27 protein-coding genes are annotated in these 24168 nt (G+C 67.9%); 13 read left to right on the top strand and 14 right to left on the bottom strand.

Going from position 1 to position 24168, the window contains the following annotated elements:
• On the top strand, positions 1-131 hold a 131-nt coding region (locus tag ADBZ6I_RS05230), incomplete at its 5' end, for a hypothetical protein (protein WP_526381566.1).
• A gap of 249 nt (positions 132-380) precedes the next feature.
• Here ADBZ6I_RS05230 and ADBZ6I_RS05225 read toward each other — a convergent pair.
• A complete protein-coding gene (locus ADBZ6I_RS05225; protein ID WP_526381558.1) occupies positions 381-752 on the bottom strand; it encodes a DUF732 domain-containing protein in 372 nt (123 codons plus the stop codon).
• A gap of 97 nt (positions 753-849) precedes the next feature.
• Between ADBZ6I_RS05225 and ADBZ6I_RS05220 the strand changes: the two genes are divergently transcribed.
• Entirely contained in the window at positions 850-1680 is an 831-nt protein-coding gene (locus tag ADBZ6I_RS05220; protein ID WP_526381556.1) for an SDR family NAD(P)-dependent oxidoreductase, read from the top strand.
• A gap of 5 nt (positions 1681-1685) precedes the next feature.
• Here the strand turns inward: ADBZ6I_RS05220 and ADBZ6I_RS05215 are convergent, their stop codons facing one another.
• Together ADBZ6I_RS05215 and ADBZ6I_RS05210 are read right to left on the bottom strand one after the other, a co-directional pair.
• Positions 1686-2531: a glycine betaine ABC transporter substrate-binding protein gene (locus ADBZ6I_RS05215; RefSeq protein ID WP_526381554.1), complete on the bottom strand. Its 846-nt coding sequence runs from the start codon at positions 2529-2531 to the stop codon at positions 1686-1688.
• A 10-nt stretch (positions 2532-2541) separates the two neighbouring features.
• Entirely contained in the window at positions 2542-3711 is a 1170-nt protein-coding gene (locus ADBZ6I_RS05210) for an NAD(P)-dependent malic enzyme (protein ID WP_526381552.1), read from the bottom strand.
• 137 nt (positions 3712-3848) lie between these two features.
• Here ADBZ6I_RS05210 and corA point away from each other — a divergent pair, with 137 nt between their 5' ends.
• On the top strand, positions 3849-4952 hold the full coding sequence (gene corA / locus ADBZ6I_RS05205; protein ID WP_526381550.1) for a magnesium/cobalt transporter CorA: 1104 nt from the start codon (positions 3849-3851) through the stop codon (positions 4950-4952).
• Between the two features lie 4 nt (positions 4953-4956).
• Here corA and ADBZ6I_RS05200 read toward each other — a convergent pair whose 3' ends face one another.
• The 6 genes from ADBZ6I_RS05200 to ADBZ6I_RS05175 all read right to left on the bottom strand — a co-directional run bounded on the left by ADBZ6I_RS05200 (position 4957) and on the right by ADBZ6I_RS05175 (position 10475).
• Positions 4957-5574 (bottom strand): suppressor of fused domain protein, encoded by a 618-nt coding sequence (locus tag ADBZ6I_RS05200; RefSeq protein WP_526381548.1) that lies wholly within the window; start codon positions 5572-5574, stop codon positions 4957-4959.
• Positions 5571-6719: an ABC transporter ATP-binding protein gene (locus ADBZ6I_RS05195; RefSeq protein ID WP_526381546.1), complete on the bottom strand. Its 1149-nt coding sequence runs from the start codon at positions 6717-6719 to the stop codon at positions 5571-5573. The genes ADBZ6I_RS05200 and ADBZ6I_RS05195 overlap by 4 nt, the downstream gene beginning before the upstream one ends.
• A 7-nt stretch (positions 6720-6726) precedes the next feature.
• Positions 6727-7557 (bottom strand): carbohydrate ABC transporter permease, encoded by an 831-nt coding sequence (locus ADBZ6I_RS05190; protein ID WP_526381544.1) that lies wholly within the window; start codon positions 7555-7557, stop codon positions 6727-6729.
• Between the two features lies 1 nt (position 7558).
• A complete protein-coding gene (locus tag ADBZ6I_RS05185; RefSeq protein WP_526381542.1) occupies positions 7559-8470 on the bottom strand; it encodes a carbohydrate ABC transporter permease in 912 nt (303 codons plus the stop codon).
• Positions 8467-9858 carry an ABC transporter substrate-binding protein gene (locus ADBZ6I_RS05180; protein WP_526381564.1) on the bottom strand — a complete coding sequence of 464 codons (1392 nt, stop codon included), beginning with the start codon at positions 9856-9858 and terminating at the stop codon, positions 8467-8469. Before ADBZ6I_RS05180 ends, ADBZ6I_RS05185 begins: the two co-directional genes overlap by 4 nt.
• Positions 9859-9938: 80 nt before the next feature.
• Positions 9939-10475 carry a general stress protein gene (locus tag ADBZ6I_RS05175; protein WP_526381540.1) on the bottom strand — a complete coding sequence of 179 codons (537 nt, stop codon included), beginning with the start codon at positions 10473-10475 and terminating at the stop codon, positions 9939-9941.
• A 61-nt stretch (positions 10476-10536) separates the two neighbouring features.
• On the opposite strand from ADBZ6I_RS05175, the gene ADBZ6I_RS05170 reads away from it, so the two are divergent.
• Positions 10537-11085, top strand: coding sequence for a DUF4190 domain-containing protein (locus tag ADBZ6I_RS05170; protein WP_526381538.1), 549 nt, complete (start codon positions 10537-10539; stop codon positions 11083-11085).
• A gap of 8 nt (positions 11086-11093) precedes the next feature.
• Here the strand turns inward: ADBZ6I_RS05170 and ADBZ6I_RS05165 are convergent, their stop codons facing one another.
• Positions 11094-12077 (bottom strand): HpcH/HpaI aldolase/citrate lyase family protein, encoded by a 984-nt coding sequence (locus tag ADBZ6I_RS05165; RefSeq protein WP_526381536.1) that lies wholly within the window; start codon positions 12075-12077, stop codon positions 11094-11096.
• A gap of 25 nt (positions 12078-12102) precedes the next feature.
• Here ADBZ6I_RS05165 and ADBZ6I_RS05160 point away from each other — a divergent pair, with 25 nt between their 5' ends.
• The 5 genes from ADBZ6I_RS05160 to ADBZ6I_RS05140 all read left to right on the top strand — a co-directional run bounded on the left by ADBZ6I_RS05160 (position 12103) and on the right by ADBZ6I_RS05140 (position 18005).
• Positions 12103-13401, top strand: a complete 1299-nt coding sequence (locus tag ADBZ6I_RS05160; RefSeq protein WP_526381534.1) for a magnesium transporter MgtE N-terminal domain-containing protein — start codon at positions 12103-12105, stop codon at positions 13399-13401.
• On the top strand, positions 13398-13940 hold the full coding sequence (locus tag ADBZ6I_RS05155) for a DUF1003 domain-containing protein (RefSeq protein ID WP_526381532.1): 543 nt from the start codon (positions 13398-13400) through the stop codon (positions 13938-13940). The genes ADBZ6I_RS05160 and ADBZ6I_RS05155 overlap by 4 nt, the downstream gene beginning before the upstream one ends.
• A gap of 85 nt (positions 13941-14025) precedes the next feature.
• Complete coding sequence (locus tag ADBZ6I_RS05150; protein ID WP_526381530.1) at positions 14026-15120, top strand: lytic transglycosylase domain-containing protein; 1095 nt, start codon at positions 14026-14028, stop codon at positions 15118-15120.
• A gap of 207 nt (positions 15121-15327) precedes the next feature.
• Positions 15328-16815, top strand: a complete 1488-nt coding sequence (locus ADBZ6I_RS05145; RefSeq protein WP_526381562.1) for a lytic transglycosylase domain-containing protein — start codon at positions 15328-15330, stop codon at positions 16813-16815.
• A gap of 47 nt (positions 16816-16862) precedes the next feature.
• Entirely contained in the window at positions 16863-18005 is a 1143-nt protein-coding gene (locus ADBZ6I_RS05140; protein ID WP_526381528.1) for a P-loop NTPase, read from the top strand.
• A gap of 18 nt (positions 18006-18023) precedes the next feature.
• On the opposite strand, the gene tatB is transcribed toward ADBZ6I_RS05140, so the two are convergent.
• From tatB to sigE, 4 genes are all read right to left on the bottom strand, one after another.
• Positions 18024-18401: a Sec-independent protein translocase protein TatB gene (gene tatB / locus ADBZ6I_RS05135; protein ID WP_526381526.1), complete on the bottom strand. Its 378-nt coding sequence runs from the start codon at positions 18399-18401 to the stop codon at positions 18024-18026.
• A gap of 6 nt (positions 18402-18407) precedes the next feature.
• Positions 18408-19916 (bottom strand): serine protease HtrA, encoded by a 1509-nt coding sequence (gene htrA, locus ADBZ6I_RS05130; protein ID WP_526381524.1) that lies wholly within the window; start codon positions 19914-19916, stop codon positions 18408-18410.
• Between the two features lie 64 nt (positions 19917-19980).
• A complete protein-coding gene (rseA, locus tag ADBZ6I_RS05125; RefSeq protein ID WP_526381522.1) occupies positions 19981-20388 on the bottom strand; it encodes an anti-sigma E factor RseA in 408 nt (135 codons plus the stop codon).
• A gap of 157 nt (positions 20389-20545) precedes the next feature.
• Positions 20546-21301, bottom strand: a complete 756-nt coding sequence (gene sigE / locus ADBZ6I_RS05120; RefSeq protein WP_526381520.1) for an RNA polymerase sigma factor SigE — start codon at positions 21299-21301, stop codon at positions 20546-20548.
• Between the two features lie 215 nt (positions 21302-21516).
• Here sigE and ADBZ6I_RS05115 point away from each other — a divergent pair, with 215 nt between their 5' ends.
• The 4 genes from ADBZ6I_RS05115 (at position 21517) to ADBZ6I_RS05100 (ending at position 24105) form a co-directional block, all read left to right on the top strand.
• The gene (locus ADBZ6I_RS05115) at positions 21517-22194 is read left to right on the top strand and encodes an O-methyltransferase (protein ID WP_526381518.1); all 678 of its coding nucleotides are present in this window, start codon (positions 21517-21519) and stop codon (positions 22192-22194) included.
• On the top strand, positions 22194-22790 hold the full coding sequence (locus ADBZ6I_RS05110; protein ID WP_526381560.1) for a DUF4126 family protein: 597 nt from the start codon (positions 22194-22196) through the stop codon (positions 22788-22790). Before ADBZ6I_RS05115 ends, ADBZ6I_RS05110 begins: the two co-directional genes overlap by 1 nt.
• Before the next feature lie 165 nt (positions 22791-22955).
• The gene (locus ADBZ6I_RS05105) at positions 22956-23459 is read left to right on the top strand and encodes a twin-arginine translocation signal domain-containing protein (RefSeq protein WP_526381516.1); all 504 of its coding nucleotides are present in this window, start codon (positions 22956-22958) and stop codon (positions 23457-23459) included.
• Positions 23419-24105 (top strand): hypothetical protein, encoded by a 687-nt coding sequence (locus ADBZ6I_RS05100; RefSeq protein ID WP_526381514.1) that lies wholly within the window; start codon positions 23419-23421, stop codon positions 24103-24105. The genes ADBZ6I_RS05105 and ADBZ6I_RS05100 overlap by 41 nt, the downstream gene beginning before the upstream one ends.
• Positions 24106-24168: the final 63 nt, after the last annotated feature.

Genomic DNA, 24168 nt, shown 5'->3' with positions numbered 1-24168 from the left:
CGGAGCTGCTGCCCGAGAAGCTGACGGGCATCAAGCGCATCTCGCGGCGGGCGATGTCAGCGCCGTCGTCGGGGTCGTCGAAGGTGCACGCCGTCGAACAGCAGGAGATCATCGACGAGGCGTTCGCGTAAGGCGCGCCAGCGCCGCACGCGAACATCGAGGAGCATGGACCTGAGCCGAGGCGTTCGGCTGAGCGCAGCGAAGACGAACGGCCGAGGAGCATCGACCTGAGCCGAGGCGTTCGGCTGAGCGCAGCGAAGACGAACGGCCGAGGAGCATCGACCTGAGCCGAGGCGTTCGCTGCTAGCCCGACTGTGCGGTTTCGCAGCCGACACGGCGCCGCGGCGCGCCAAATCCGCACACTCGGGAAGCGCTACACCTCAGCCGAACAGCGGCAGCGGCAGCTTTCCGTTGGCCAGGTCGCTGGTGACGTTCTCCACCGCCCGGGGGCACAGGAACGAGATGGCCGCACCGGTGAACATGGTGGCCGGGCCCAGCGGACGACCGATGGCCTCGGACACGGTGGAGGCCAGGTCGGCGGTGCTCTGACCGCCCTCCGCGAGCATCGGGCACAGTGACTCACCGATGGCCACCGCGCGGCCCGGGTCGATACCGGAGATACCGAGGATGTCCAGGGTCGAGAGGAACTGTTCGACGGCGCTCGCGGAGTCGGCCTGCGCGGGTGCGGCGAACACCCCACTCGCCAGACCCGCGGACAGAACCAACGCACCGGTCATCGTGCTGAACTTCATGATCGTGGCATCGTAGGGGCAGTCCGCGGCGTTACGCACCCCAATCCCCGCTGTTAGGCTCGTAAGCATCTCGACACCCGTCAAATAGGAGCATTTCATGCAGGGATTCGCCGGCAAAGTTGCCGTGGTGACTGGAGCGGGATCGGGTATCGGCCAAGCGCTCGCCGTCGAACTGGCGCGCTCCGGGGCGTCGGTGGCGATCAGCGATGTCGATACCGAAGGCCTGCGGGTCACCGAGCAACGGCTGACCGCGATCGGCGCGAAGGTGAAGACGGACCGGCTCGACGTGACCGAGCGTGAACGCTTCCTGCTCTACGCCGACGAAGTCAAGGATCACTTCGGCAAGGTCAATCAGATCTACAACAACGCCGGTATCGCCCACACCGGGGACGTCGAGATCACGCCGTTCAAGGACATCGAGCGGGTGATGGACGTCGACTACTGGGGCGTGGTGAACGGCACCAAGGCGTTCCTGCCGCACCTGATCGCCTCGGGCGACGGCCATGTCATCAACATCTCCAGTCTCTTCGGTATCCATGCGGTGCCGGCACAGGCCGCCTACAACTCGGCGAAGTTCGCCGTGCGGGGCTTCACCGAGGCGCTGCGGATGGAGATGGAAGTCGCCCGGCATCCGGTGAAGGTGACCACCGTCCACCCGGGCGGCATCAAGACCGCGATCGCCCGCAACGCCACCGCCTCCGAGGGCCTCGACCAAGCCTCCCTCGCCGAAATTTTCGACAAGAAGCTGACCATGACCACCCCGGAAAAAGCCGCGAAGGTCATTCTCGACGGTGTGGCCAAGAACAAGGCCCGGGTACTGGTCGGCATCGACGCGAAGGTGATCGACGTGCTGGTCAGATTGACCGGCTCCCGCTACCAGCGTGGGGTGGTGGCACTGACCCGTCGCACTATGCCACCGACCAGGTGAAAGCCTCAGCGCCCCAGCGGGTTTGCCGCCAGCCACTCCTGCGCCACTGACCGCGGGTCCGCGCCGGACTGCACCCGGCTGCGCATCTCCACCAGCGACGCGGTGTCGAGCACCCCGGCGATCTCGTTGATCGCCCGCAACTGCATCTGCCCCAGTTCGTTGCGCCGGTAGAGCGCCACGACGTTCTGCGCCGGGATCAGGGTCGGTTTGCGGTCGACCAGCACGACGACGCCGCCGGGTAGCCCGGTCTGCGCGGTCGTGGTCCAAGCGGCGGTGACCAGTCCGGCTTTGAGAGCGTCGAAAAGCACTGCGGGCGTGCCGAACTCGCGGGGCTTCCGCAGCACGCAGTCCCCCACCTGGGCGGGCGGGCCGGCTCCGGTCGGCGCGCCGACGGTGATCTGCGAACACCGTTGCACCAGCGTGGCGAGGTCGCGGCTGTCCCACGCGGTCGCCGTCGCCTCGGTGACCGCCAAGGCGGCCTTGTCCTCGGCAGCCACGGCATAGTCCCCGGCGGCCACCCCCTCGGGCAGCGAGCCGACCATGGCGCGGTACACCTGCTCGGCGCTGCGGGCGGTCGATCCGGGGTTGAATCGCTGCAACAGCCGCCCCGTGAAACCGGCTGCGACACTGACCTTTCCGGCGTCCAATGCCGCCAACGGGTCGTCGGAAACCGCCACCTCGGCGGCGGTTCCGTAGTAGCGCAGTCCGGCGGCGTAGACGTTGGCCAGCAGCCGGTTCACCGGGTCCGACGAGGCCCCAACGGCCAGCGATGGGCCCGGGCCCGGGCCACCGCAGCCGACTGCCAGCACCGCCAGCAGAGACAGCAGCAGGCGAACGGCCGCGCGCCTCATTCCCCTGGGCTCAGACCTCGGCAGCCGCGGCCACCGCAGCGGCCACCGCCGGGCCCACCCGCGGATCCAAGGGGCTGGGCACGATGTGATCGGCCGCGAGATCGTCGCCCACGACGGAGAAAATCGCCTCGGCGGCAGCGACTTTCATCTTCTCGGTGATCCGGCGGGCGCCGGCGTCCAGCGCCCCGCGGAACACACCCGGGAAGGCCAGCACATTGTTGATCTGGTTCGGGAAATCACTGCGCCCGGTAGCGACGATCGCGGCGTGCCGCTTGGCCACCTCGGGGTGGATCTCGGGATCCGGATTGGAGCAGGCGAACACGATGCCGTTGGGCGCCATCGTCGCGATGATCTCCTCGGGCACCTTGCCCGCCGACAGGCCGAGGAACACGTCGGCGCCCTTGAGCGCTTCGGCGACACCCCCGTTGCGGCCCTCCGGGTTGGTCCGCGAAGCCAGTTCGGCCTTGACCGAGTTGAGGTCATCACGCCCGCTGTGCACGATGCCCTTCGAGTCGACCATCGTCAGGTCGCGAAGACCCGCCTGCAGCAGGATGTTGGCGCACGCCACCCCAGCGGCGCCGACGCCGGTGATGACCATCTTCAGCGAACTGATCTTGCGGTCCAGAACCGCCGTGGCGCCCATCAGCGCGGCCAGCACGACGATCGCGGTGCCGTGCTGGTCGTCATGCATGACCGGGCAGTCCAGGGCTTCGATCGCCCGGCGCTCGATCTCGAAGCAGCGCGGCGCGGAGATGTCCTCCAGGTTGACCGCACCGAATGTCGGGCGCAGTCGGACCAGCGTCTCGATGATCTCGTCGGGATCCTTGGTGGCCAGCACGATCGGAATGGAGTTCAGGCCGCCGAACGTCTTGAACAGGGCGGCTTTGCCCTCCATCACGGGCAGCGAGGCGGCCGGGCCGATGTCGCCGAGGCCGAGCACCGCGCTGCCGTCGCTGACCACGGCGACCAGCCGGTTGGCCCAGGTGTAGCGGGCGGCCAGCGTGTTGTCAGCGGCGATGGCCCGGCTGACCTGAGCCACCCCGGGGGTGTAGGCGATGGAGAGGGCACGCTGGGTGTCGAGCGGCGTCTTCAACTCAACCGACAGTTTGCCGCCGTGATGGGCGGCGAAAATCTCCTCGTCATCGAGGACGAGGTTGGGGGCAGACACCGTTTCAGACACGGCGCTAGGGTACTCGACCGCCGGACCTTCTCCATGCCGTCGGCCCCCGGTGGGACGGACCGGCGCGTAGCATTTGCCCACGAAGTGGTGTCGAGGGAGGTGTGATCATGGCGTCGTTTCGCCCACGACCCCCGACCATGGCGTCATTCCGCCCGCGGCCGCCGGCACTGCTGGGAATCAACTGGCCGCGGGCCAACGACGTCGAGGTCCGACATAAGCCGGCGCCGGTGTCGAAGGCAGTGGTGGATTGCGGCGTCTACGCGGCCGGTGAGCGGGTGCCGGGCGAGTTCAACCACGTCGAGGCCCTGGACAAGGTGCGCGAATTGCGCGCGGCCGAGGTGGAGGCGTTCGTCTGGATCGGCCTGCACGAGCCGGACGAGCAGCAGATGCTGTCGGTGGGCGAGGTGTACAACCTGCATCCGCTGGCCGTGGAGGACGCCGTCCACGCCCATCAGCGGCCCAAGGCGGAGCGTTACGACGACGACCTCTTCCTGGTAGTCAAGACCGTCACCTACGTCCCGCACGAGTCGGTGGAACGGGCCCGCGAAATCGTCGAGACCGGCGAGATCATGGTGTTCGTCGGTCCGGAGTTCGTCATCACCGTCCGCCACGGCGAGCACACCGGGCTGGCCGCGATCAGGCAAAGGCTCGAGCATGAGCGCAAGTCGCTGATACTCGGGCCGTACGGCGTGATGCACGCGATCACCGACCACATCGTCGACACTTATCGGTCAGTCACCGCGGCGATGGAGAGCGACGTCGACGCCATCGAGGAGAACACCTTCTCGCCCACCGGCAAGACCGAGATCGAGCCGATCTATCTGCTCAAGCGTGAGGTCGTCGAACTGAGACGCGCGGTCTCCCCGCTCACCGACGACCTGGAGTGGGTCATCAAGGACAACACCGACCTGTTGACCAAGGAACTCCGCCGTCAGATGCGCGACGTGCTGGACCACCAGATCGTCGCGGCCGAGCAGATCGCCGAATACGACGAGATGCTGTCCTCGCTGGTGCAGGCTGCCTCAGCCAAAGTGGGCATGCAGCAGAACCAGGACATGCGCAAGATCTCGGCGTGGGCCGCCATGGCGGCCGGGCCGACGGCGATCGCCGGCATCTATGGCATGAACTTCGAGCACATGCCCGAACTCGGCTGGGCGTACGGCTATCCCGCGGCGGTGCTGGTGATGGTGACGATCTGCTTCTTCCTGTACCGGACGTTCCGCCGCAACCACTGGTTGTAACAGCTCACGCCGAGCCAGGCGCAGGCGATGCCCGGCGCAACGGGTCGAGCACGTCGACGCCGTCGTCGGCCCAGGCCTGGCGCATCGCCTCGGCACCCTTGAGGCGGATCCAGGCTCCCTCGTTCTGGGTGATCGGCACCGCGGACAGAAACGTCACCGGGTCTTTCGGCGGCGACAGGGCGAGATCGGGGATATCGGAATTCCCCAGCAGCACAGCGGTGAACGGAGCCCCGCCCCACAGCGGTCCGGACAGGTCGACCAGTGCATCGGGACCCAGCACGACACCCTCGACCGCCGGAGTGGCCGCTACCACCGCGAGGCTGCGGGCTAGTCCGGGCATCGGGGTGCTTGACCGCAGACTAAGCACCACCTCTGCCCGCGGCCCGCGCAGCGGATCGGACACCGGCGCGGACGGATCGGCCATCGGATAGCGCGAACAGCCCAGCGAGACATGGTGAAACACGTCTGCCAGCCCGGGGCGGGGGTCGGACCCGAAGCGCAGGACGTCCATGCGTTCCACGCCGAGGAAGGTAACGCTGGCGACGTCGGGCGCGGAATCGATTCCCAGCGCTGCGAAGTGGGCGCGCAGGTGCTCGGTCACCGCCGCCAGCGGATCACTCACTGTCGCGGTGCGGTGAGGTTCACCCCGGTGTCGGCGTCGAACACCGCCAACCTGCTGGTGTCGAGCGCCAGTTCGACGGTCTGGCCGGTGGCGGCGTTGGAGTCTGCTGAAACCCTTGCCACGTAACGGTTCCCGCCAGCGCCGGACTCCGCATCCGAAAGATGCTCCGAATGCACCCCCGCGCCGCCGGTGGAGAAGTAGACATACTTGTCCGAGCCCAACGACTCGACGAGGTCCGCGGTCACACCGAATGTCAATGAACGGCCCCGTTCGTGGGGCTCCAGCAGAGAGGCGTCCTCGAAGTGTTCGGGCCGCGCGCCGACGATAATGCGCTCGGGCAGCGCACGGCTGTCGATGGTCTGCAGGGTCACAGCGCCGAACGGCAGGCGCAGCCCGTTCTCGGTGGGGGTCGCCGGGAAGAAGTTCATCGACGGTGACCCGATGAAACCCGCGACGAACAGGTTGGCCGGTGCGTTGTACAACTCGTCGGGGGTACCGATCTGCTGAGCCTCGCCGGCACGGAGCACCACCACGCGGTCGGCCAGGGTCATCGCCTCGGTCTGGTCATGGGTGACGTAGACGGTGGTGGTGCCCAGCCGGTTCTGCAGCCGGGCGATCTCGGCGCGCATCTGCACCCGCAGCTTCGCGTCGAGGTTGCTCAGCGGCTCGTCCATCAGGAATGCCTTGGGGTTGCGCACGATGGCCCGGCCCATCGCAACCCGCTGACGCTGACCGCCGGAAAGCTGCGACGGCTTGCGGTCGAGCAGAGCGGTCAGGTCGAGGACCTTGGCGGTCTCGGCAACCTTGGCGTCGATGTCGGACTTGGCCATTTTCGCCAGTGTCAACGGAAAGGCGATGTTCTGGCGCACCGTCATATGCGGATAGAGGGCATAGGACTGGAACACCATGGCGATGTCGCGGTCGCGCGGGGTCTTCTCGTTGACCCGCTGACCGCCGATGCGCAACTCTCCGGAGGTGATGTCCTCCAGTCCGGCAATCATGTTCAGCGTGGTGGATTTTCCGCATCCGGACGGCCCGACGAGGATGACGAACTCGCCGTCGTGGATGGTCAGCGACAGGTCATTCACCGGCGTGGCGCCGTCGGGGTAACGCTTGGTCACGCCGTCCAGCACGATCTCGGCCATAAGCCCGCTACCCCTTCACCGCGCCGGAGGTCAGCCCGGCGACAATCCGACGTTGGAAGATCAGGACGAAGATGATGATCGGGATGGTGATCACCATTGCGCCGGCGGCGATGGATCCCGTCGGCTCCTCGAATTGCGAACTGCCGGTGAAGTTCGCGATCGCGACGGGCGCGGTGATGGCGGCCTTCGTCGCCGTCAGCGACAGGGCCAGCAGCAGGTCGTTCCAGGCGAAGATGAACACCAGGATGGCGGCCGTCACGATGCCCGGAGCCGCCAGCGGGGCGATCACCCGGCGGAAGGCCTGTGCCGGGGTGGCACCGTCCATCTTGGCGGCCTTCTCCAGATCCCAGGGGATCTCCCGGAAGAACGCCGACAGCGTGTAGATCGCCAGCGGCAGCGCGAAGGTGATGTAGGGAATGATCAGACCCGGCCAGGTGTCGAACAGGCCGATCCGTCGTTCGATGTTGAAAAGCGGTGTCACCAGCGAGATCTGCGGGAACATGGCGATCAGTAGTGCGGCGCCGATGAGCGCGCGCTTACCGCGGAAATCCAGCCGGGCCACCGCATACGCCGCCATGCCACCGATCACCACCGCGATCACGGTGGTGATCAACCCGATGCCGATCGAGTTGATGAGCGCGGAGCTGAACGCGTCGCCCGAGAAGATGCCCTTGTAGTTGTCCAGGGTGATCGACGACGGAATCAGCTTGCCGTCCTTGACCGTCGAGGTGGGCTTGAGCGACAGGCTCAGAATCCACAGCACCGGCAGCAGGGCGTAGATCACCACCAGGGTGTTGATCACCGCCCAGCCGGTGACTCTGCGTCCGTCAGTTCGCATCTCAACGCACCTCGTCGCTGGCGCCCGGGGCCGAGGCGCCGAAGAGCTTGATGTAGATGACCGCGATGGCGGCCACCGCCAGGAATACCAGCACGCTGATCGCCGAGCCGAGCCCGATGTTGAAGGCCTTGAACAGGTTGTCGTAGCCCAGGATCGACACCGATGCGGTGTCGTTGGCCCCACCGGTCAGCACGTAGATGTTGTCGAAGATCCGGAACGCGTCGAGCGTGCGGAACAACAGTGCGACCAGGATGGCCGGCTTCATCAACGGCAGCGTCACCCGGGTCAGCCGGGTCCAGGCGCCGGCGCCGTCGACCTCGGCGGCCTTGAGTAGATCGTCGGGCACCAGGGCCAGCCCGGCCAGCAGCAGCAGCGCCATGAATGGTGTGGTCTTCCAGACCTCGGCGAGGATGATCACCGCCAGAGACGGAATCTGTTGGGTCAGTGGGGCGGTGCCGTCGGGAAGCAGGTTAGCCAGGTAGCCGGTGCCCGGCGTCCAAGCGTAGTACCAGCTATAGGACGCCGCGACGGTCACGATGCCGTAGGGAATGAGGATCGCGGTGCGCACCAGGCCCTTGCCGAAGATGGTCCGGTGCATCACCAGCGCCAGGGCGAGCCCGACGACGAATTCGATCGCCACCGAGATCACCGTGATGATCAGGGTGATGAAAAACGCTGTCCACCAATACTTGTCGCTCAGGATGGTCTGATAGTTGGCGAATCCGATGAATGCGGTGTCCCCCGGGCTGGCCAGGTTGTAGCGGTGCAGGCTGAGCCAGACCGCGTAGACGATCGGGTACGCGGTGACGGCCAGCATCAAGAACACCGCCGGAGCGATCAGCAGATAGGCCAGCCTGCGCTGTGCCTGACGATCGCCGGTCAGCACCGAGCGGGTGGTCCCCAGATCGGTCATGGGATCAGCCCCTTGCCGTCGATGGCCTTCTGAACCTGCGCCGCCAGTTCGTCGGCGGTGCGCTCCGGGTCGATCTGGGTGATCGGCGCCAGGGTGGCCGAGATCCGCATCGACATCGCCTGGTAGTTCGGCGTCGGCGGCCGCACCGCGGCGTTGGTCAGCTGGTCGCGGATGATCGCGTACTGCGGATACTTCTTCTGGAATGCCGGATCGGAGTAGAGCGAAGCCCGGACCGCGGGAAGACCGCCCTCGATCGAGGTGTAGCGCTGGTTGCTCTCACTGCGGATACAGCGCACCGCCTCGAACGCCTCGGCCGGATGCCGGGTGGTCGAGGCCACAGCCAAGTTGAGGCCGCCGAGGGTCACCCGCGCCGGGGAGCCGGGCGTCACGCCGGGATACGGCGCGAAGGCGAACACCTGCTTGCTGGCGTCAAAGGCGACCTGGAACTGCTCGTCGGTAGGAGAGAAGGTACCGGCCTCGTTGATGGCGCCGGCCAATTCGGGCTTCTCGTTGAGCGGCAGGAACGGCACCCCGCCCTTGGTGGCGTTCTCCAGCATGGAGGCGAACACGAACGGCCAGTTGACTTCCAGAGCGGCATTGCCCTGTTCCAGGGCCAGCCGGGCGGTGCCCTCGTCGGTCTGGGTGACCGACGGATCCGCGCCCGGCGCGGTGGCCACCGACTTGATGATCTGCAGCGCTTTGACCGTGGCGGCACGGTGTTCGGGGGTGTCGACCAGGGTGACGGTCTTGCCGTCCTCGGACAGCACCCGGCCGCCGGCACTTTCCAGCAGGGAGTTGAACCACACCACCAGGCCCTCGTACTGCTTGGCCTGAACCGCGATCCAGCTCGGCTTGCCCTCGGCGTGCAGACGGGTGGCCTCGCTGATCATCTGATCCCAGGTGGCCGGTGGTGGCGCCACCAAATCGGGCCGGTACCACAGCATCTGGGTGTTGGTGGTGACCGGCGCGGCGAACAGCTTGCCCTGCCACCTGGCCGTCGCCAGCGGGCCGGGCAGGGTGTCGGTGGTGGCGTCCGCCTCAGCCTTGCCAGCCGGGTCGTCGGACAGTGGCAGCGCCCACCCGGCTTCGGCGAACTCCGCCGTCCACACCACGTCCATCGCCATGATGTCCAGCGAGTGGTCGTTGCCGGTGATCCGGCGGGCCAGTTGCAGCCGCTGGTCGTCGGCCCCCTTGGGCAGGCTGAACTGCTGGATGCGGAACCTGCCGCCCAGCTCCTCGTTGCAGCGCTTGGCCACCGCAGTGAACGTCGCGGTCTCACTGGCCGGGGTGTAGAGGGTGACCGTGTCGCTGTCCAGAGCCCCGGAACAGCCTGAGACACCGATGCTCAGCGCGGCCAGCCCGGCGGCGGTCGCCCGCCGGGCACGCATGCCGACGCTCCCCACAACCATCCCCCTTTCCTCGTCCGGTCCGCGGCTACTCTAGACGGGCCTGCGGACCGTCGCCGCCGCTAGATCGCCAAGCGCGACAGCATGTCCCGCGCCCGCTCGGCGCTCTGCGGGTCGCACAGGACGTCGTACCGTCCGGCCACCAGCTGCATGGTCGAACTGAAATCCCTTGTGCCCTTGGACATGGCGTACGGAATCGCCGATGTGATCAAGCCGAACATGATGCCGGCGGGGATCGCCGCGATCAGGCTCTGGCCCAGATTATTGGTCAGGATGCCCAGAAGCAGGCCGATGAAGACGCCCAACCAGGCGCCACTGAGCACACCGCCGATGAGCACCTTCCCCCAGGAGAGGCGGCCGGTCACCCGCTCGACCTGCATGAGGTCCACACCCACGATGGTCATGTGCTGGACCGGGAACTGGTTGTCAGAATCGGACAGGTAGTCGATGGCCTTCTGCGCCTCGGCGTAGGTGGGATAAGAGCCGACCGGCCATCCTTTCGGCGGCGTCGGCAGGCCCAGCGGGCCGCGCCTCGACGCTCCCGCGGCGCCGCCCGGAATCCCGCCCGGGTTCTGCGATGGCGGAAAGGGACTGGTCATACGTGGTTCTCCTTCGTTCGGACAGCGGCCTACGCCGATCGACATAAGCTAAGTTGACAGCATGACAGCCGCCAGCGGCGACCCCGGGGAAACCCCGCCGAACGGCGGCGGACCTCCCCCACAGGCTGGCGGCTACCAGCCTTTCCCCGTCGAACCCGGACCCGTCGAGCCGCCGCCGGCGTACGGCGGTTTCGGGGTACCGCCACCGCAGAGCTATCCGGCGTACGGACCACCGGCGTACCCCGCCCCCGAACAGCCGGGGTTTGCGCCCTCCGGCGGATACGGGCCGCCCCCGGGTTCCTATCTGCCGCCGCCGCCACCGGGCTACCCGCCGATGGCCGGGTATGCCGGCTACGACTACCGGGCCGGGCATCCGCGCGATCTGCCGGGCACCAACACGCTGGCGATCCTGTCCCTCATCGCGTCGGTGGTGAGCCTGTTCTGCGTGGTGAGTTCGGCAGTGGGGATCGTGCTCGGCGTGGTGGCGATCAGCCAGATCAAACGGACCCACCAGGAGGGCCAGGGACTGGCCATCGCCGGCATCGTGCTCGGCGTCGCCTCGCTGCTGGTCTACCTAGTGCTGCTCACGGTCGCCGGCAACGGCTTCTAGCCCGGCGCTCAGCCGGCCGGCGGAACGAACGGCCCCCCGGTTCGGGTCATCCCGGCCGCGCGCCCCTTGGCGGCCACCACCAGCGCCATCTTGCGGCTGGCCTCGTCGATCATCTCCTCGCCCAGCATCACCGCGCCGCGGGAGCCGCCGGCCGCCGAGGTGTGCCAGTCGTAGGCCTCCAGGATCAGTTCGGCGTGGTCGTACTCCGCCTGCCGCGGGCTGAAGATCTCGTTGCCCGCCGCGATCTGGTCGGGATGAAGAACCCACTTGCCGTCGTAGCCCAACGCCGCGGCCCGGGCGGCGACCCGGCGGAACGCCTCGACATCGCGCACCTTCAGGTAGGGACCGTCGACCGCGGCGACGCCGTGTGCCCGCGCGGCCACCAGGATCGTCATCAGAATGTGGTGGTAGGCGTCGCCGACGTCATAGCCTTCGGGCTGCTCGCCGACGACCAGCGTGCGCATGTTCAGGTTGGCCATCAAGTCGGCCGGTCCGAGGACCAGGGCCTGCACCCGCGGAGCGGCGGCGATCGCGCCGACGTTCGTCAGGCCGCGGGCGTCCTCGATCTGGGCGTCGATGCCGATCCGGCCGATCGCAAGCCCGTGGGCCCGCTCCAACTGGGTGAGCAACAAGTCCAGCGCGTGCACATGAGTGGCGTCGGTGACCTTGGGCAGAACGATGACGTCTAGGTGCGCCCCCGCAACCGCCACCACCTCGATGACGTCGGCGTGCGTCCACGGGGTGGTCCAGTCGTTGACCCGCACACCGCGCAGCTGGCCCGACCAACCGGGACCGGACAGGGCCGCTGCCACCCGGGTGCGGGCGGCAGCTTTTGCGTCTGGCGCCACGGCATCCTCGAGATCGAGGAATACTTCGTCGGCCGCCAACCCTTTGGCCTTCTCGATCATCTTCGGGTTGCTGCCCGGGACCGAGAGACATGTCCGGCGGGGTCGATATCCGGGCCGATCGGCCGGGCGGGTAGAAACGTCCACCCGAAGACTCCTACCCTTTGTATTCATGGCGTCGGTGAACAGGGTATACGCGGCGCGCCTGGCCGGGATGGTCGTGCTCGGACCCGACGGTGAATCCGTCGGGCGGGTGCGTGACCTTGTGGTCAGCATCAGCATCGTGCGTCAGCAACCGCGGGTCCTGGGACTGGTCGTCGAACTGCCGACCCGACGCAGGATCTTCGTTCCGATCCTGCGCGTCACCGCGATCGAGCCGGATGCGGTGACCCTGACCACCGGAAACGTGTCGCTGCGCCGGTTCTCCCAGCGCCCTGGCGAGGTGCTGGTGCTCGGGCAGGTCCTCGATACCCGCGTCCGGGTCACCGACCCCGAGCAGGAACAACTCGCCGGCATCGATGTGGTGGTGGTCGACCTGGGCATCGAGCAGACCCGCACCCGCGACTGGGTGGTCACCCGGGTGGCGGTCCGGGGTCACCGGCGGCTGGGGCGGCGCGGCGCGGTCGTCGTCGTCGACTGGCAGAACGTCACCGGACTCACCCCATCCGCACTGGCGATGCCGGGCCAGGGCGTTGCGCAGCTGCTGCACCAGTTCGAGGGGCAGCGCCCGATCGCGGTGGCCGACGCACTGCGGGATCTGCCGGCCAAACGACGCACCGAGCTGATCAACGCCCTCGACGACGAGCGGCTGGCCGACATCCTGCAGGAACTCTCCGAGGACGACCAGACCGAGCTGCTGCGCCAGCTGGACAGCGAGCGGGCCGCCGACGTGCTGGAGGCGATGGAGCCCGACGACGCCGCCGACCTGCTGGGTGTGCTCAACCCAACCGAGGCCGAGGCGCTGCTGCGGCGGATGGACCCGGAGGACTCCGAACCGGTGCGCCGCCTGCTGAGTCACTCCCCCGACACCGCCGGCGGTCTGATGACGTCGGATCCGGTGGTGCTGGCCCCGGACACCACGGTGGCCGAGGCGCTGGCGCGGGTCCGCGACCCCGACCTCACACCGGCACTGGCGTCGCTGGTGTTCGTGGTGCGTCCCCCGACCGCCACCCCGACCGGCCGCTATCTGGGCTGCGTACACATGCAGGCCCTGCTGCGCGAACCTCCGGCCAACCTGGTCAGCGGCATCATCGACCAGGGTCTGCCGAGCCTGGACCCGGACACCACGCTGGGTTCGGTGACGCGCTACTTCGCCGCCTACAACCTGGTCTGCGGCCCGGTACTCGACGACGAAGGCCATCTGCTGGGCGCGGTGACCGTCGACGACGTGCTCGATCACCTGCTGCCCGATGACTGGCGGGAGAGCTTCGAGGAAGCCGGCGCCGGCCCGGCGCCCGGGGGCCCGACGTGAACGACCCCCGTCAACGCCTCGACACCCCGCTGTCTACGCGGCGGCGGCTGCACTTCGACCCGGAGATGGTGGGCCGGGTCAGCGAATCGGTGGCTCGTTTCCTCGGCACCGGCCGCTACCTAATGTGGCAGACCATCCTCGTGATCGTCTGGATCACCCTCAACCTCTTCGCGGTGCGACTGCGCTGGGATCCGTACCCGTTCATCCTGCTGAACCTGGCCTTCTCCACCCAGGCCGCCTACGCCGCCCCGCTCATCCTTCTGGCGCAGAACCGGCAGGAGAACCGCGACAAAGTCGCCCTCGAGGAAGACCGCCGACGCGCCGAGCAGACCAAGGCGGACACCGAGTTCCTGGCCCGCGAACTGGCCGCGCTGCGACTTGCTGTCGGAGAGGTGGCTACCCGCGACTACCTGCGCCGCGAACTGGACGAAGTCTGCGAACTGATCGAGAAGCGGCAGTCCGGCAGGCATTCGTCGGGCAAGAGGGGCAACGGCGACCGCCGGAACAAGAAGCGCGATCCCGAGTACACCGGCGAGTGAGCTTCACCAGCCGCAGTCGGATAGGTACATTGACCTGGTTCACCAGGGCAACCGGCTAGCGGTGAAGACAGCGGGGGCTGCACTAGTGAGAACACGCCGCATCAGCCAGGCGTTGCGGGTGCCTGCGTTCGGAATCGCGGTCCTGACGCCGATCCTGCTGACCAGTGCCGTGGCGGCGTCCCCGGACCGGCTGCCGGTCTCCGCACCCGTTGCCGCCACGCCCTCGGCCGCGCCTCCGCCGGCTGCTGTTGCGAGCCGGCTGGACGGACCCGGCATCGGCATGCGGATTCCGCCTAGGACACTGGCGGCCTACCGCAAGGCTGAACGGACCATGGCCGCCGCCGCTCCAGGCTGCGGGCTGAGTTGGCACCTGCTGGCCGGTATCGGCCGTATCGAGTCCACGCCCACCGACCCCGTCGCGGTGCGGTCGGTGTACGCCAAGGCGACCGGACCCAAGAAGGTTCCCTCTGCCACTTGGTCGAGATTCGCCTCCGACGGCGATGGCGATGGAAAGTCCGATCCCCACAACCCGTTCGACGCCACCCTGGCGACCGCTCGGCACCTCTGTAGCAGTGGGCTGAACTTTCACAACCATGCGCAGCTACTCACTGCCCTGCTGCGCTACAACAACTCGCTGGCCTTCGCCAAGAACGTGCTGGGCTGGGCGGCGGCGTACGCCACCGGAAGCGTCCCGATCAATCTGCCCCCGATCCACGGCTCAGTCCCGGTCCTCCCACCGCAGCAGCGAACCCGCACTCGGGGCGAACCGCAAACACCGCTGGTGCTGGGCACCAGCACCCAGGCCGTACAAATGCTGCCCGGCCCCGGCCCGGAACTGGTGAACAGCCCGCCGCCGTGGATCTCCCCACCACCGGAACCCGCGCCGTGGGTAGAGCCGCCCGCCGGTGTGACCGGGCCCGCAGCTGTACCGACCGCCGACGTCGAGGTTCCGCCCCCGGTTGCTGCGCAATGGGACCGGCACCGCGCCGAGCCGACCGAGACCTACATCGAGCCGCAACTGACCGCTCAGTCGCCCTACACGGGCGACGGCGGCGGCCGCCAGGGCGGCCGGACTCAGGCCGACAATCCGCCGCAGCCTCCCGCTCCATCGGCCGGCGACAACGGCGGCGGCGGTACGGGTGACAGCGGAACACGACGCGGAAAAAGAGGCGGCGAGTGACGGCAGGTTGTCCGTTGCTCGATCCAGGGCCGATGGATTCAGGGCCGATGGATTCAGGGCCGATCGGATTCAGGGCCGATGAACAAAGCAAGCCATAACGACTGCGGGCATTGCGTTCCGCCGCCGTCGTTACCTTATGTATGGTGACGTGGTTCACGAGATGGTGAGGACGGGCGAGTGGGGATAGGACACCGGGTCGGCCGGGTCATGCGGGCTCCCGCATTCGGCATTGTCGTGTTGACGCCTGTGGTTTTGGCCGGTGCCGTCGCCGCGACCCCCCAGCGCCCGAGTGCTTCACCTAACGGCACCGAACCGGCCGCACAGGCGACCGCCGAACCGGCCCGCACCGACGGCGTCGCCGTGGTGGCGATGGTCAAACCGCCGGAGGACTTCCGGTTCGCGGGCAACATGTTGTCGCAGCCGCCGCCGGCCGCCGTGGTGGGCTCCGGCCCTCTCGTCGGCGTAGCCGGTGGTCTGCGGATTCCGGCGATGGCGCTGTCGGCCTACCGCAAAGCCGAGCAGACCATGGCCGCCGCAGCTCCCGGCTGCGGGGTGAGCTGGAACCTGCTCGCCGGCATCGGCCGCATCGAGTCCTCGCACGCCAACGGCGGGGCTACCGATGACCGGGGCACCGCGGTACGCCCGATCTACGGCCCCGTCCTGGACGGAAGCCTGCCCGGCAACGAAGTCATCGTGCAGAGCAATGTCGGCGGACGTCCGGTGTACGCCCGCGCGATGGGGCCGATGCAGTTCCTGCCCGGGACCTGGTCGCGGTTCGCCTCCGACGGCGACGGCGACGGCAAGGCCGACCCGCAGAACCTCTTCGACGCCTCCCTCTCCGCTGCCCGCTACCTGTGCAACGACGGCCTCAACCTGCGCAACCAGGCCCAGGTCCTGACGGCGATCCTGCGCTACAACAACTCGATGGCCTACGCCGAGAATGTGCTCGGCTGGGCCGCCGCCTACGCCACCGGCGTGGCCCCGGTGAACCTGCCGGCCATCAGCGGCCCGGTGCCGGCGCTGGGCGATACGCATATGGACAAGCCCGGCGGGCTCGGGCCCGGTATGACGGGTCTGCCCGACGGCGAGTCGCTGGCGCAGCTCGCGCTGAGCAACACCACCCAGGCCGGTCAGATGATGCTTCCCGGTCCCGGCCCGGAGGCCGGCGTGGCGCCCCAGCACGGTTGTGAAGTGATCTGCATGGCCTCGCAGTTGGCGCCATCGCAGGCCCTCAACCCGAATCTGCCGCCGTGGCTGGCACCGCCGCCGTGGATGGCCCCGACTCCCCCGCCGTGGATGGCTCCGTTGCCCGGCGCCCCACTGCCCGGTCTGCCGCCCGCCCCCGGCGCGCCGCTGCCTGGTCCGGCACCGGCCGGTGCCCCGCTGCCCGGCCCGGCACCGCAAGCCCCGCTGCCCGGCATGCCCCCGGCACCGGGCGCTCCGCTGCCCGGCATGCCCCCGGGCCCGGCCGCACCGCTGCCCGGCATGCCGCCGGCCCCGGGTGCACCACTGCCGGGCATGCCCCCCGCACCGGCCGCCGAAGTGCCGGCCCCGCCGGCTGCGCCGCCCCTGCCCTGGATGCTGCCTCCGCCGCCGCCCGGACCGGCTCCGGCACCCGGCCCGCTGCCCGCGCCGCCGCCCGGACCGGGCCCCGTGCCGCCGATCCTCGGCGCGCCTCCGGGCCCCACCGCCTAGTTGCCCCGGCAGTCGACAGGCGACCCGACCCCCTAGACTCGGCTGCAATGAGCACCGAACTGGAGCAAGCTGTCCGCGCCGCCCTCGCCAAGGTCATCGACCCCGAACTTCGCCGGCCGATCACCGAACTCAACATGGTCAAGAGCGTCACGGCGGCGCCGGACGGCGCCGTCCACGTCGGCATTTACCTGACCACCTCCGCCTGCCCCAAGAAGGCCGAGATCACCGACCGGGTCAGCGCCGCGGTGGCCGACGTCCCGGGTACCGGCGCGGTGACCGTCGACCTCGATGTGATGAGCGACGAACAACGCACCGAGTTGCGCAAGCAATTGCGCGGGGACCAGGGACTCTCAGGCGAGCCGGTGATCCCGTTCGCCCAGCCCGGCTCGCTCACCCGCGTCTACGCGGTCGCCTCCGGTAAGGGCGGCGTCGGAAAGTCCAGTGTCACAGTCAATCTCGCCGCAGCGCTGGCCGAACGCGGACTCAACGTCGGCCTGCTCGACGCCGACATCTACGGCCACTCGGTGCCTCGGATGATGGGCACCACCGACCGTCCCACCCAAGTCGAGTCGATGATCCTTCCGCCCGTCGCCCATGACGTGAAGGTCATCTCGATCGCCCAGTTCACCCAGGGCAATGTCCCGGTGGTGTGGCGCGGCCCGATGCTGCACCGGGCGTTGCAGCAGTTCCTGGCCGACGTCTACTGGGGCGATCTCGACGTGCTGCTGCTCGATCTGCCGCCGGGCACCGGTGACGTGGCGATCTCGGTGGCCCAATTACTGCCGAGCGCGGAGATCCTGGTGGTCACCACCCCGCAGAGCGCAGCCGCCGAGGTGGCCGAACGGGCTGGGGCAATCGCGCTGCAGACCCGTCAGCGCATCGTCGGCGTGGTGGAGAACATGTCCGGATTGCAGATGCCCGACGGGTCGGTCATGGAGATCTTCGGTGCGGGCGGTGGTCGCCAGGTGGCCGAAAGCCTGACTCGGGCGGTGGGCGCCGACGTCCCACTGCTCGGTCAGATCCCGCTGGACCCGGCGTTGGTGACAGCCGGGGATTCCGGCGTGCCGCTGGTGTTATCAGCGCCCGATTCGGCGGCGGCGATCGAACTGCGCAACGTCGCCGACAAACTGGCGTCTCGCCGGCGCGGATTGGCGGGCATGTCGCTGGGGCTGGACCCAGCCGGACGGTAAGTCTTCGGGCCTGCGAACTCAGGTCGCGTCGGCGTCGAACGGCGCTGGCCCAGCCACCGTCGGTGGCGGCGGCGGCGCGCTCTGCGGTTTGACGACGGGCTTGTCGAAATCACCTGTTAAGAAAGAATCGTCGCCGTCGAGCAGGTGTTTGGTGATCGCCGTTTTGGGACTCATGCCGCGCAGCTTCTGCAGCTCGCCGAGCGGCTCGCGCAGATCCTCGAACTCCGACCCGAACTCCTCGCGCAACTCGCGGGTGGCGCCGCTGAGGTAGTTGCGCGCCTGCTTGAGGGTCGAGCTGGTCCAGCGGATGGCTTCGGGTAGCCGTTCCGGCCCGAGCACCACCAAGCCGACGATGACCAGCAGCAGCATCTCGCCCCACCCGACATTGGAGAACATCGGCGGTTAGCTGCCTGACGCCTTGTCCGGCGCCGGATTGACCGTCAGCATGACCTTGCGGCCCTCCCGGATCACCTCGATCGGGGCGTCCTGACCGATGGCCAACTGTCGCACGGCGACGACGAACTCATCGGCATCGGCCACCACGCGGTCGCCGACCTTGACCACCACGTCGTTCTCCTTGATACCGGCTTTGTCGGCCGGTCCGCCGGCGGTGACGTTGCGCACCTGGGCACCCTGCGCCAAATCATTGCTGACCGAGGAGGCGGTCAGCCCCAGCGTCGGGTGGGCGATCTTGCCGTCCTTGATCAGGGACTCGACCGTCGCCTTGACCTCGTTGACCGGAATCGCGAAACCGAGACCACTTGCGCTGTCCGACAAAGACTTTCCAGCGGTGTTGATGCCGATGACTTCGGAGTTCATGTTGATCAGCGGGCCACCGGAGTTGCCGTGGTTGATCGAGGCGTCGGTCTGTACACCGTCGATGACGGTGTCGGTGTCCGAGCCCTCGCCGGACAGCGGCACGGGCCGGTTCAGTGCGCTGATGATGCCGTGGGTGACGGTGCTGCGCAGCCCGAGCGGGGCGCCGACGGCGACGACCTCCTCACCGACCTTCAACTTGTCGGAGTCACCGAGACGGCCCACGGTGAGGTTGTCGACGTTGTCGACCTTCAGCACGGCCAGGTCGGTTTTGGGGTCCCGGCCGACAAGGTTGGCCGGCACCTCCTTGCCGTCGTTGAAGACCACCGTCAGCTTGAACTTGCCGGGAGTGGCGGCGGCTTCGGAGATGACGTGGTTGTTGGTCACGACGTAACCGCGGCCGTCGACGACGACACCGGAGCCCTGTGAGCCCGACTCGTCGCTCTCGGCCTCGATGGTGACCACCGAATCGGCCACCGAGGCGGCGACCTGTGCGAAACGGCCGGGGGGAAGATCTCCGGTGTCCGAGGTCGACAACGTCACCTTCGAGGCGGTGAACGCCTCGACCACCTCGGCGGTCGTGCGCCCGACCCAGCCGCCGACCAGGCCGAGCATCAGGGCGGTGATGCCCAGCACTGCAAGGGCAACGTAGGACACGCGGCCGCCGAAGAGGACGTCACGCACGCCGAGCTTGCCGGGCGGCGGACCCACCACGACAGGGGCCGGCCGCTCCAGTGCCGGGGTGCCCAGGGCCACTCCGGCGGCGGGGTCGCGCCAGGGGTCGTCAGGTTCCTCGGCATCGAGGTTCTCCCCGTCCAGAGCCCCGGCATCGGCCGGATGGCGCTGTAGGGATTCGCCACCCGGGAACGGGCGGCTGAACGCCTCCTGCAGCACCGGATCCGGCGGTCGGGCGCTGGGGGCGAAGTCGTCACCGCGCCGGAAGCTGGCCGGGCGCAGTTCCTCGGCAACGAACGAACCGTCGACCCCGTTGGGCCGCCCGAATGCGCGGACTGCCGCCGGGTCGACCGGGGGACGGGAGACGGGGCGTGGGGCCAGCCGGTGGGCGCCGCCCGATGTGTCCTTATCGGAACTCAAATCAACCTCTTCCGAACGCTCTGCAGCGAGCCAGGGCGTGCGCTGCCCGGTGTTGGCCTTCACCCTACCGGCGCTTACGCCGGCCGCGACTCGTGCCGGTCCCGTTCGGGCCGCCGAATTCGTCGTCGGCGGGGGGCGCGGGCTCGTCGGGCGTGGACTGCGGGATCTGGGACAACAGGCCCATGAGGGTGCTCGGCATCGTCACCGGTCGGCACTCGCGCAACGCGGCGCGGGCCTGGCCCTGCGCGTCGACCTCGGCGGCGCACTGCGGGCACAGCGAGAGATGACTGCCGGCCCGCAGGTGGGCCTTCATCGGTAGTTCTCCGTCGACGTAGGCCGCCACCGCCTCGATGGAGAGGTGGTCGGTGGAGCTGAACTCCCGGGGGGCGTTGAGCGCTGTTTCATCGACGGCGACGAAGTTCGCGGGCAACCAGGACAACGCGCGGCGAAAAACGTGCCCGGGGTCGACCATCGCCGGCGCTCCTCTCCCGCTGTCCTGCAACTTCGCTGGGCCTGGACCCAGCCGCACGGCACCACGGTCGAATCGTGCGACGGCGCCTAAGTCGAATGTAGCGCGAAGAGAACGTAATGACATGGCATGACGGGGTTTGCGGGCGAGCTGGTCAGGATCAGGCTGGGGCGGACGCGGTACGACCGTGCGCGGCGAGGTAGTCACGCAGAGCCTGGCGGCCGCGGTGGATACGGCTGCGCACCGTGCCGAGCTTGACGCCGAGCGTGGCGCCGATCTCCTCGTACGAGAGGCCTTCGATGTCGCACAGGACCACCGCGGCGCGGAACTCGGGCGGTAGCGAATCGAGCGCGGCCTGCAGGTCGGCGCCCAGACGGGAGTCGTGATAGATCTGCTCCGGGTTGGGTTCGCCCGCGGGAACCCGTTCGTAGTCCTCGGGCAGCGCCTCCATCCGGATGCGGGTCCGACGGCGGACCATGTCGAGGAACAGGTTCGTGGTGATGCGGTGCAGCCAGCCCTCGAACGTTCCGGGTTGGTAGTTCTGCACGGAGCGGAACACCCGAATGAAAGTTTCCTGGGTCAGGTCCTCGGCGTCATGCTGGTTGCCCGACAGCCGGTAAGCCAGTCGGTAGACCCGGTCGGCGTGCTGGCGCACCAGTTCATCCCACGACGGCATTGCCGACCGGTCCCCGGTGGCGTCGAACACCGCAGTGCCCTGCAGTTCGTCGGACGGCTCGACCCAGCCCGCATCGTCGTTGCTTCCGACGTGCGACATTGCGACCGGCTCCGTCAGTGTGGTGGTCGTCGGATCCTCCTGGAGATCATGAGCGGACGGCCAGATGCCGACAGCCGCGTCACCAGTCCCAACGCCCTCCGTAAAGGAGCTATTCCCCGCCCAGCCAATACGGCTTTCCATGCGGATGAGCATTCCGCATCCCGGTATGCAAGCTATGTGAGCTAATTAAATGTTGCCTGAGAAACACGCCCCCTAGTGCCCTCGAACAGGCACAACGTCACAATTAGCTCATTTATGAGCAATTTCCTTAGATTGACTCATCGGCGCGGCGGATTCTCCGGGCAGCACCGGGCGCGTTGACCCGCTTCAGGCCACTGTTGATCTACGCTGCTGAAATGTCCACGACGGATGATGCGCCGACACTTTGGGCAGACGAGCCGGCGCCCAGTCGCGCCGACCGGATCCTCCACCACGCTGAGGGTTCGATCTCCGAAGATTCAATTGTCGCCGCGGCCCGCGAGCGGGCTGTCGACTCCGGCGCCGGGGCAGTGACGCCGGCCGCCGGCGCATTGCTGGGCCTGCTGGCACGACTCTCGGGCGGTAAGGCGATCGTCGAAGTAGGCACCGGTGCCGGCGTCAGCGGCCTCTGGCTACTATCCGGTATGCGCGAAGACGGCGTGCTGACGACGATCGACACCGAACCGGAGCATCAGCGGCTGGCCAAGCAGGCATTCAGCGAAGCCGGCATCGGCCCGGGCCGGACCCGGCTGATCGGCGGCCGGGCCCAGGAGGTGCTCACCCGATTGGCGGATGCGTCCTACGACCTCGTGTTCATCGACGCGGCACCGGGCGATCAGGCTCATTTCGTCGCTGAGGGGGCGCGACTGCTTCGCCCGGGCGGGGTGATCTGCGTGCACCATGCCGCCCTCGACGGCCGGGCCGGCGACCCCAACGCCCACGACGGCGACGTCACCTCCGTACGCGAGGCGGCCCGGCTGATCGCCGACGATGACCGATTCACCCCCGTGCTGGTGCCACTGGGCGACGGCATGCTGATCGCGGTGTGCGACTGATGGAACTGATGACCGGATTCGGCCTGGCCACCGCCGCGGGCCTGAACGCCTACATCCCCATGCTGCTGATGGGCCTGATGGGCAGGTTCACCAACGTCATCAACCTGCCGACCGGATGGTCCTGGTTGGAGAACGGTTGGGTGCTGGGCATCGTCGCGGCGTTGCTGATCGTGGAGATCGTCGCCGACAAGATCCCGGCCCTGGACTCGGTCAACGACACCGTGCAGACCTTGGTGCGACCCACCTCCGGCGGCATCGTGTTCGGGTCCGGAACCGCCGCCCAGACCGCGGCGGTCTCCGACCCCGGCGAATTCGCCAGCAGCGGTCAATGGGTTCCGGTGGTCGTCGGAGTGGTGACCGCACTGGTGGTGCATCTGACCAAGACGGCCGTGCGTCCAGCGGCCAACATGGCCACCGGCGGCGTCGCGGCCCCGGTGCTGAGCACGCTGGAGGACCTCACCAGCATGAGCCTGAGTTTCATCGCCATCCTGGTACCAGCGCTGGTGCTGATCGTCGTGATCGCACTGGCCGCGGGAGCTTGGTGGTTGTTGCGCCGGCGGCGACGCAGCCGTCCGGACGCGCACGCCGACGGCTAGGCCCGCCCGGCCGGCTAGACCACATTGCCCAACTCCTCCTCGTGAATTTCATCCGAGTTCAAAACACAGCGGTAAGCCGGTTTCGGCATCTACGGTGCTGTCAGGTTTCCTTTGCTGGGAATCCAGGGACATGTCTGCGGCACATGCGACATAGGGAGGGAATCCATGACCGAACCCCCCGATGACCAGTCCGAACCAGCCGCGGGGGGCGACGACCCCCGCGGGAGTCTTTCGCGACGCAAGGTCCTCGGCGGCTTGGCTGCCGGGGCTGGGTTGGCGGCCGCGGGGGCCTTCGCGGCCGCTTCGATGAGGGAAACACCGATGAGCGGCGGGCAGGAATTCAAGGTGTGGGCAATGGGCGACGCACACGTCGCCGCCGATTTGAAAGGCGGGCGTGAAAGCCTGGCCGACCCGATCCGTCAGTCGGAGTTCGGCGGAAAGGATGGCGGCCCCGCATTCGATTGGGACATCGGAATAAACGTCGGGGACTACAGCGGGGAAGTCGGATTGCCGACCGATGCCGAGGGGCAGGAAGTCGTTCGGCAGTTCTCCGTGATGCAGAAGCACGCGCGAGAGTCGATCTACAGCCTGTGTGGGAACCACGACCGCAATGGCTTGAACGAACCCGATGGGTATTGGTTTCGCAAATGGATCGATCCAGGTCGGTAACGTGCTGTTCCTGATGATGAGCGACGTGAACGAAGACTCACGCAGCGAAGGACGCGGAGATCTGGGAGGGAATCCGGGCGGCGTCGTGCGACAGGAGACGTTCGACTGGTGGGTGGACCAGGTCGCGTCTAATCAGGACAAGATCATCGTCACCGCGCATCACTATGTTCTGAAAGACACCACTGTCGCCAGCGGCGAGTGGGAAGGCATGCGCAAGGACGCCGATGGCCGCTGGGTAATGAATTACCACGGATCTTACGAGCGCGGGACGCCCAACGGTGCGTCGTATCTCTATTGGGTGGGGGGAAAGCCCGATTCCGGATCGTTCGAGCGAGTCCTCGCCGAGAACCCCGGCTGCGTCGATCTGTGGCTGGGAGGTCATACGCATGCAAAGCCCGATGACACGACGGGCAACAAGTCGAAGATAGAAACGAAGTGGGGCACGACGTTCATGAACGTCTGCCCACTCACCCGCTACTTTGTTCAAGAGCACGCCCGCCCTCACAGCCGATTGCTGACCTTCAAGGAAGGCAGCGATGAGGTTCGGCTTCAGTGCTACATGCATACCAACGAGTACAAGAACGAAGGCTGGTATCACGAGGCGGAGCGGACAGTGAAGCTGAAGCGCCCGTTTCAACGAGCCTGACGCCCATCGTCGTCGGGCTAGATCCAGACGCCCTTGCCGACCGCGACGACACCGCCTGCACTG

The organism is Mycobacterium sp. (assembly GCF_044342925.1).
Taxonomy (GTDB): Bacteria; Actinomycetota; Actinomycetes; order Mycobacteriales; family Mycobacteriaceae; genus Mycobacterium.
Note: the sequence above shows the minus strand (reverse complement) of the source record. Positions and strands in the feature narration are given on the sequence as shown.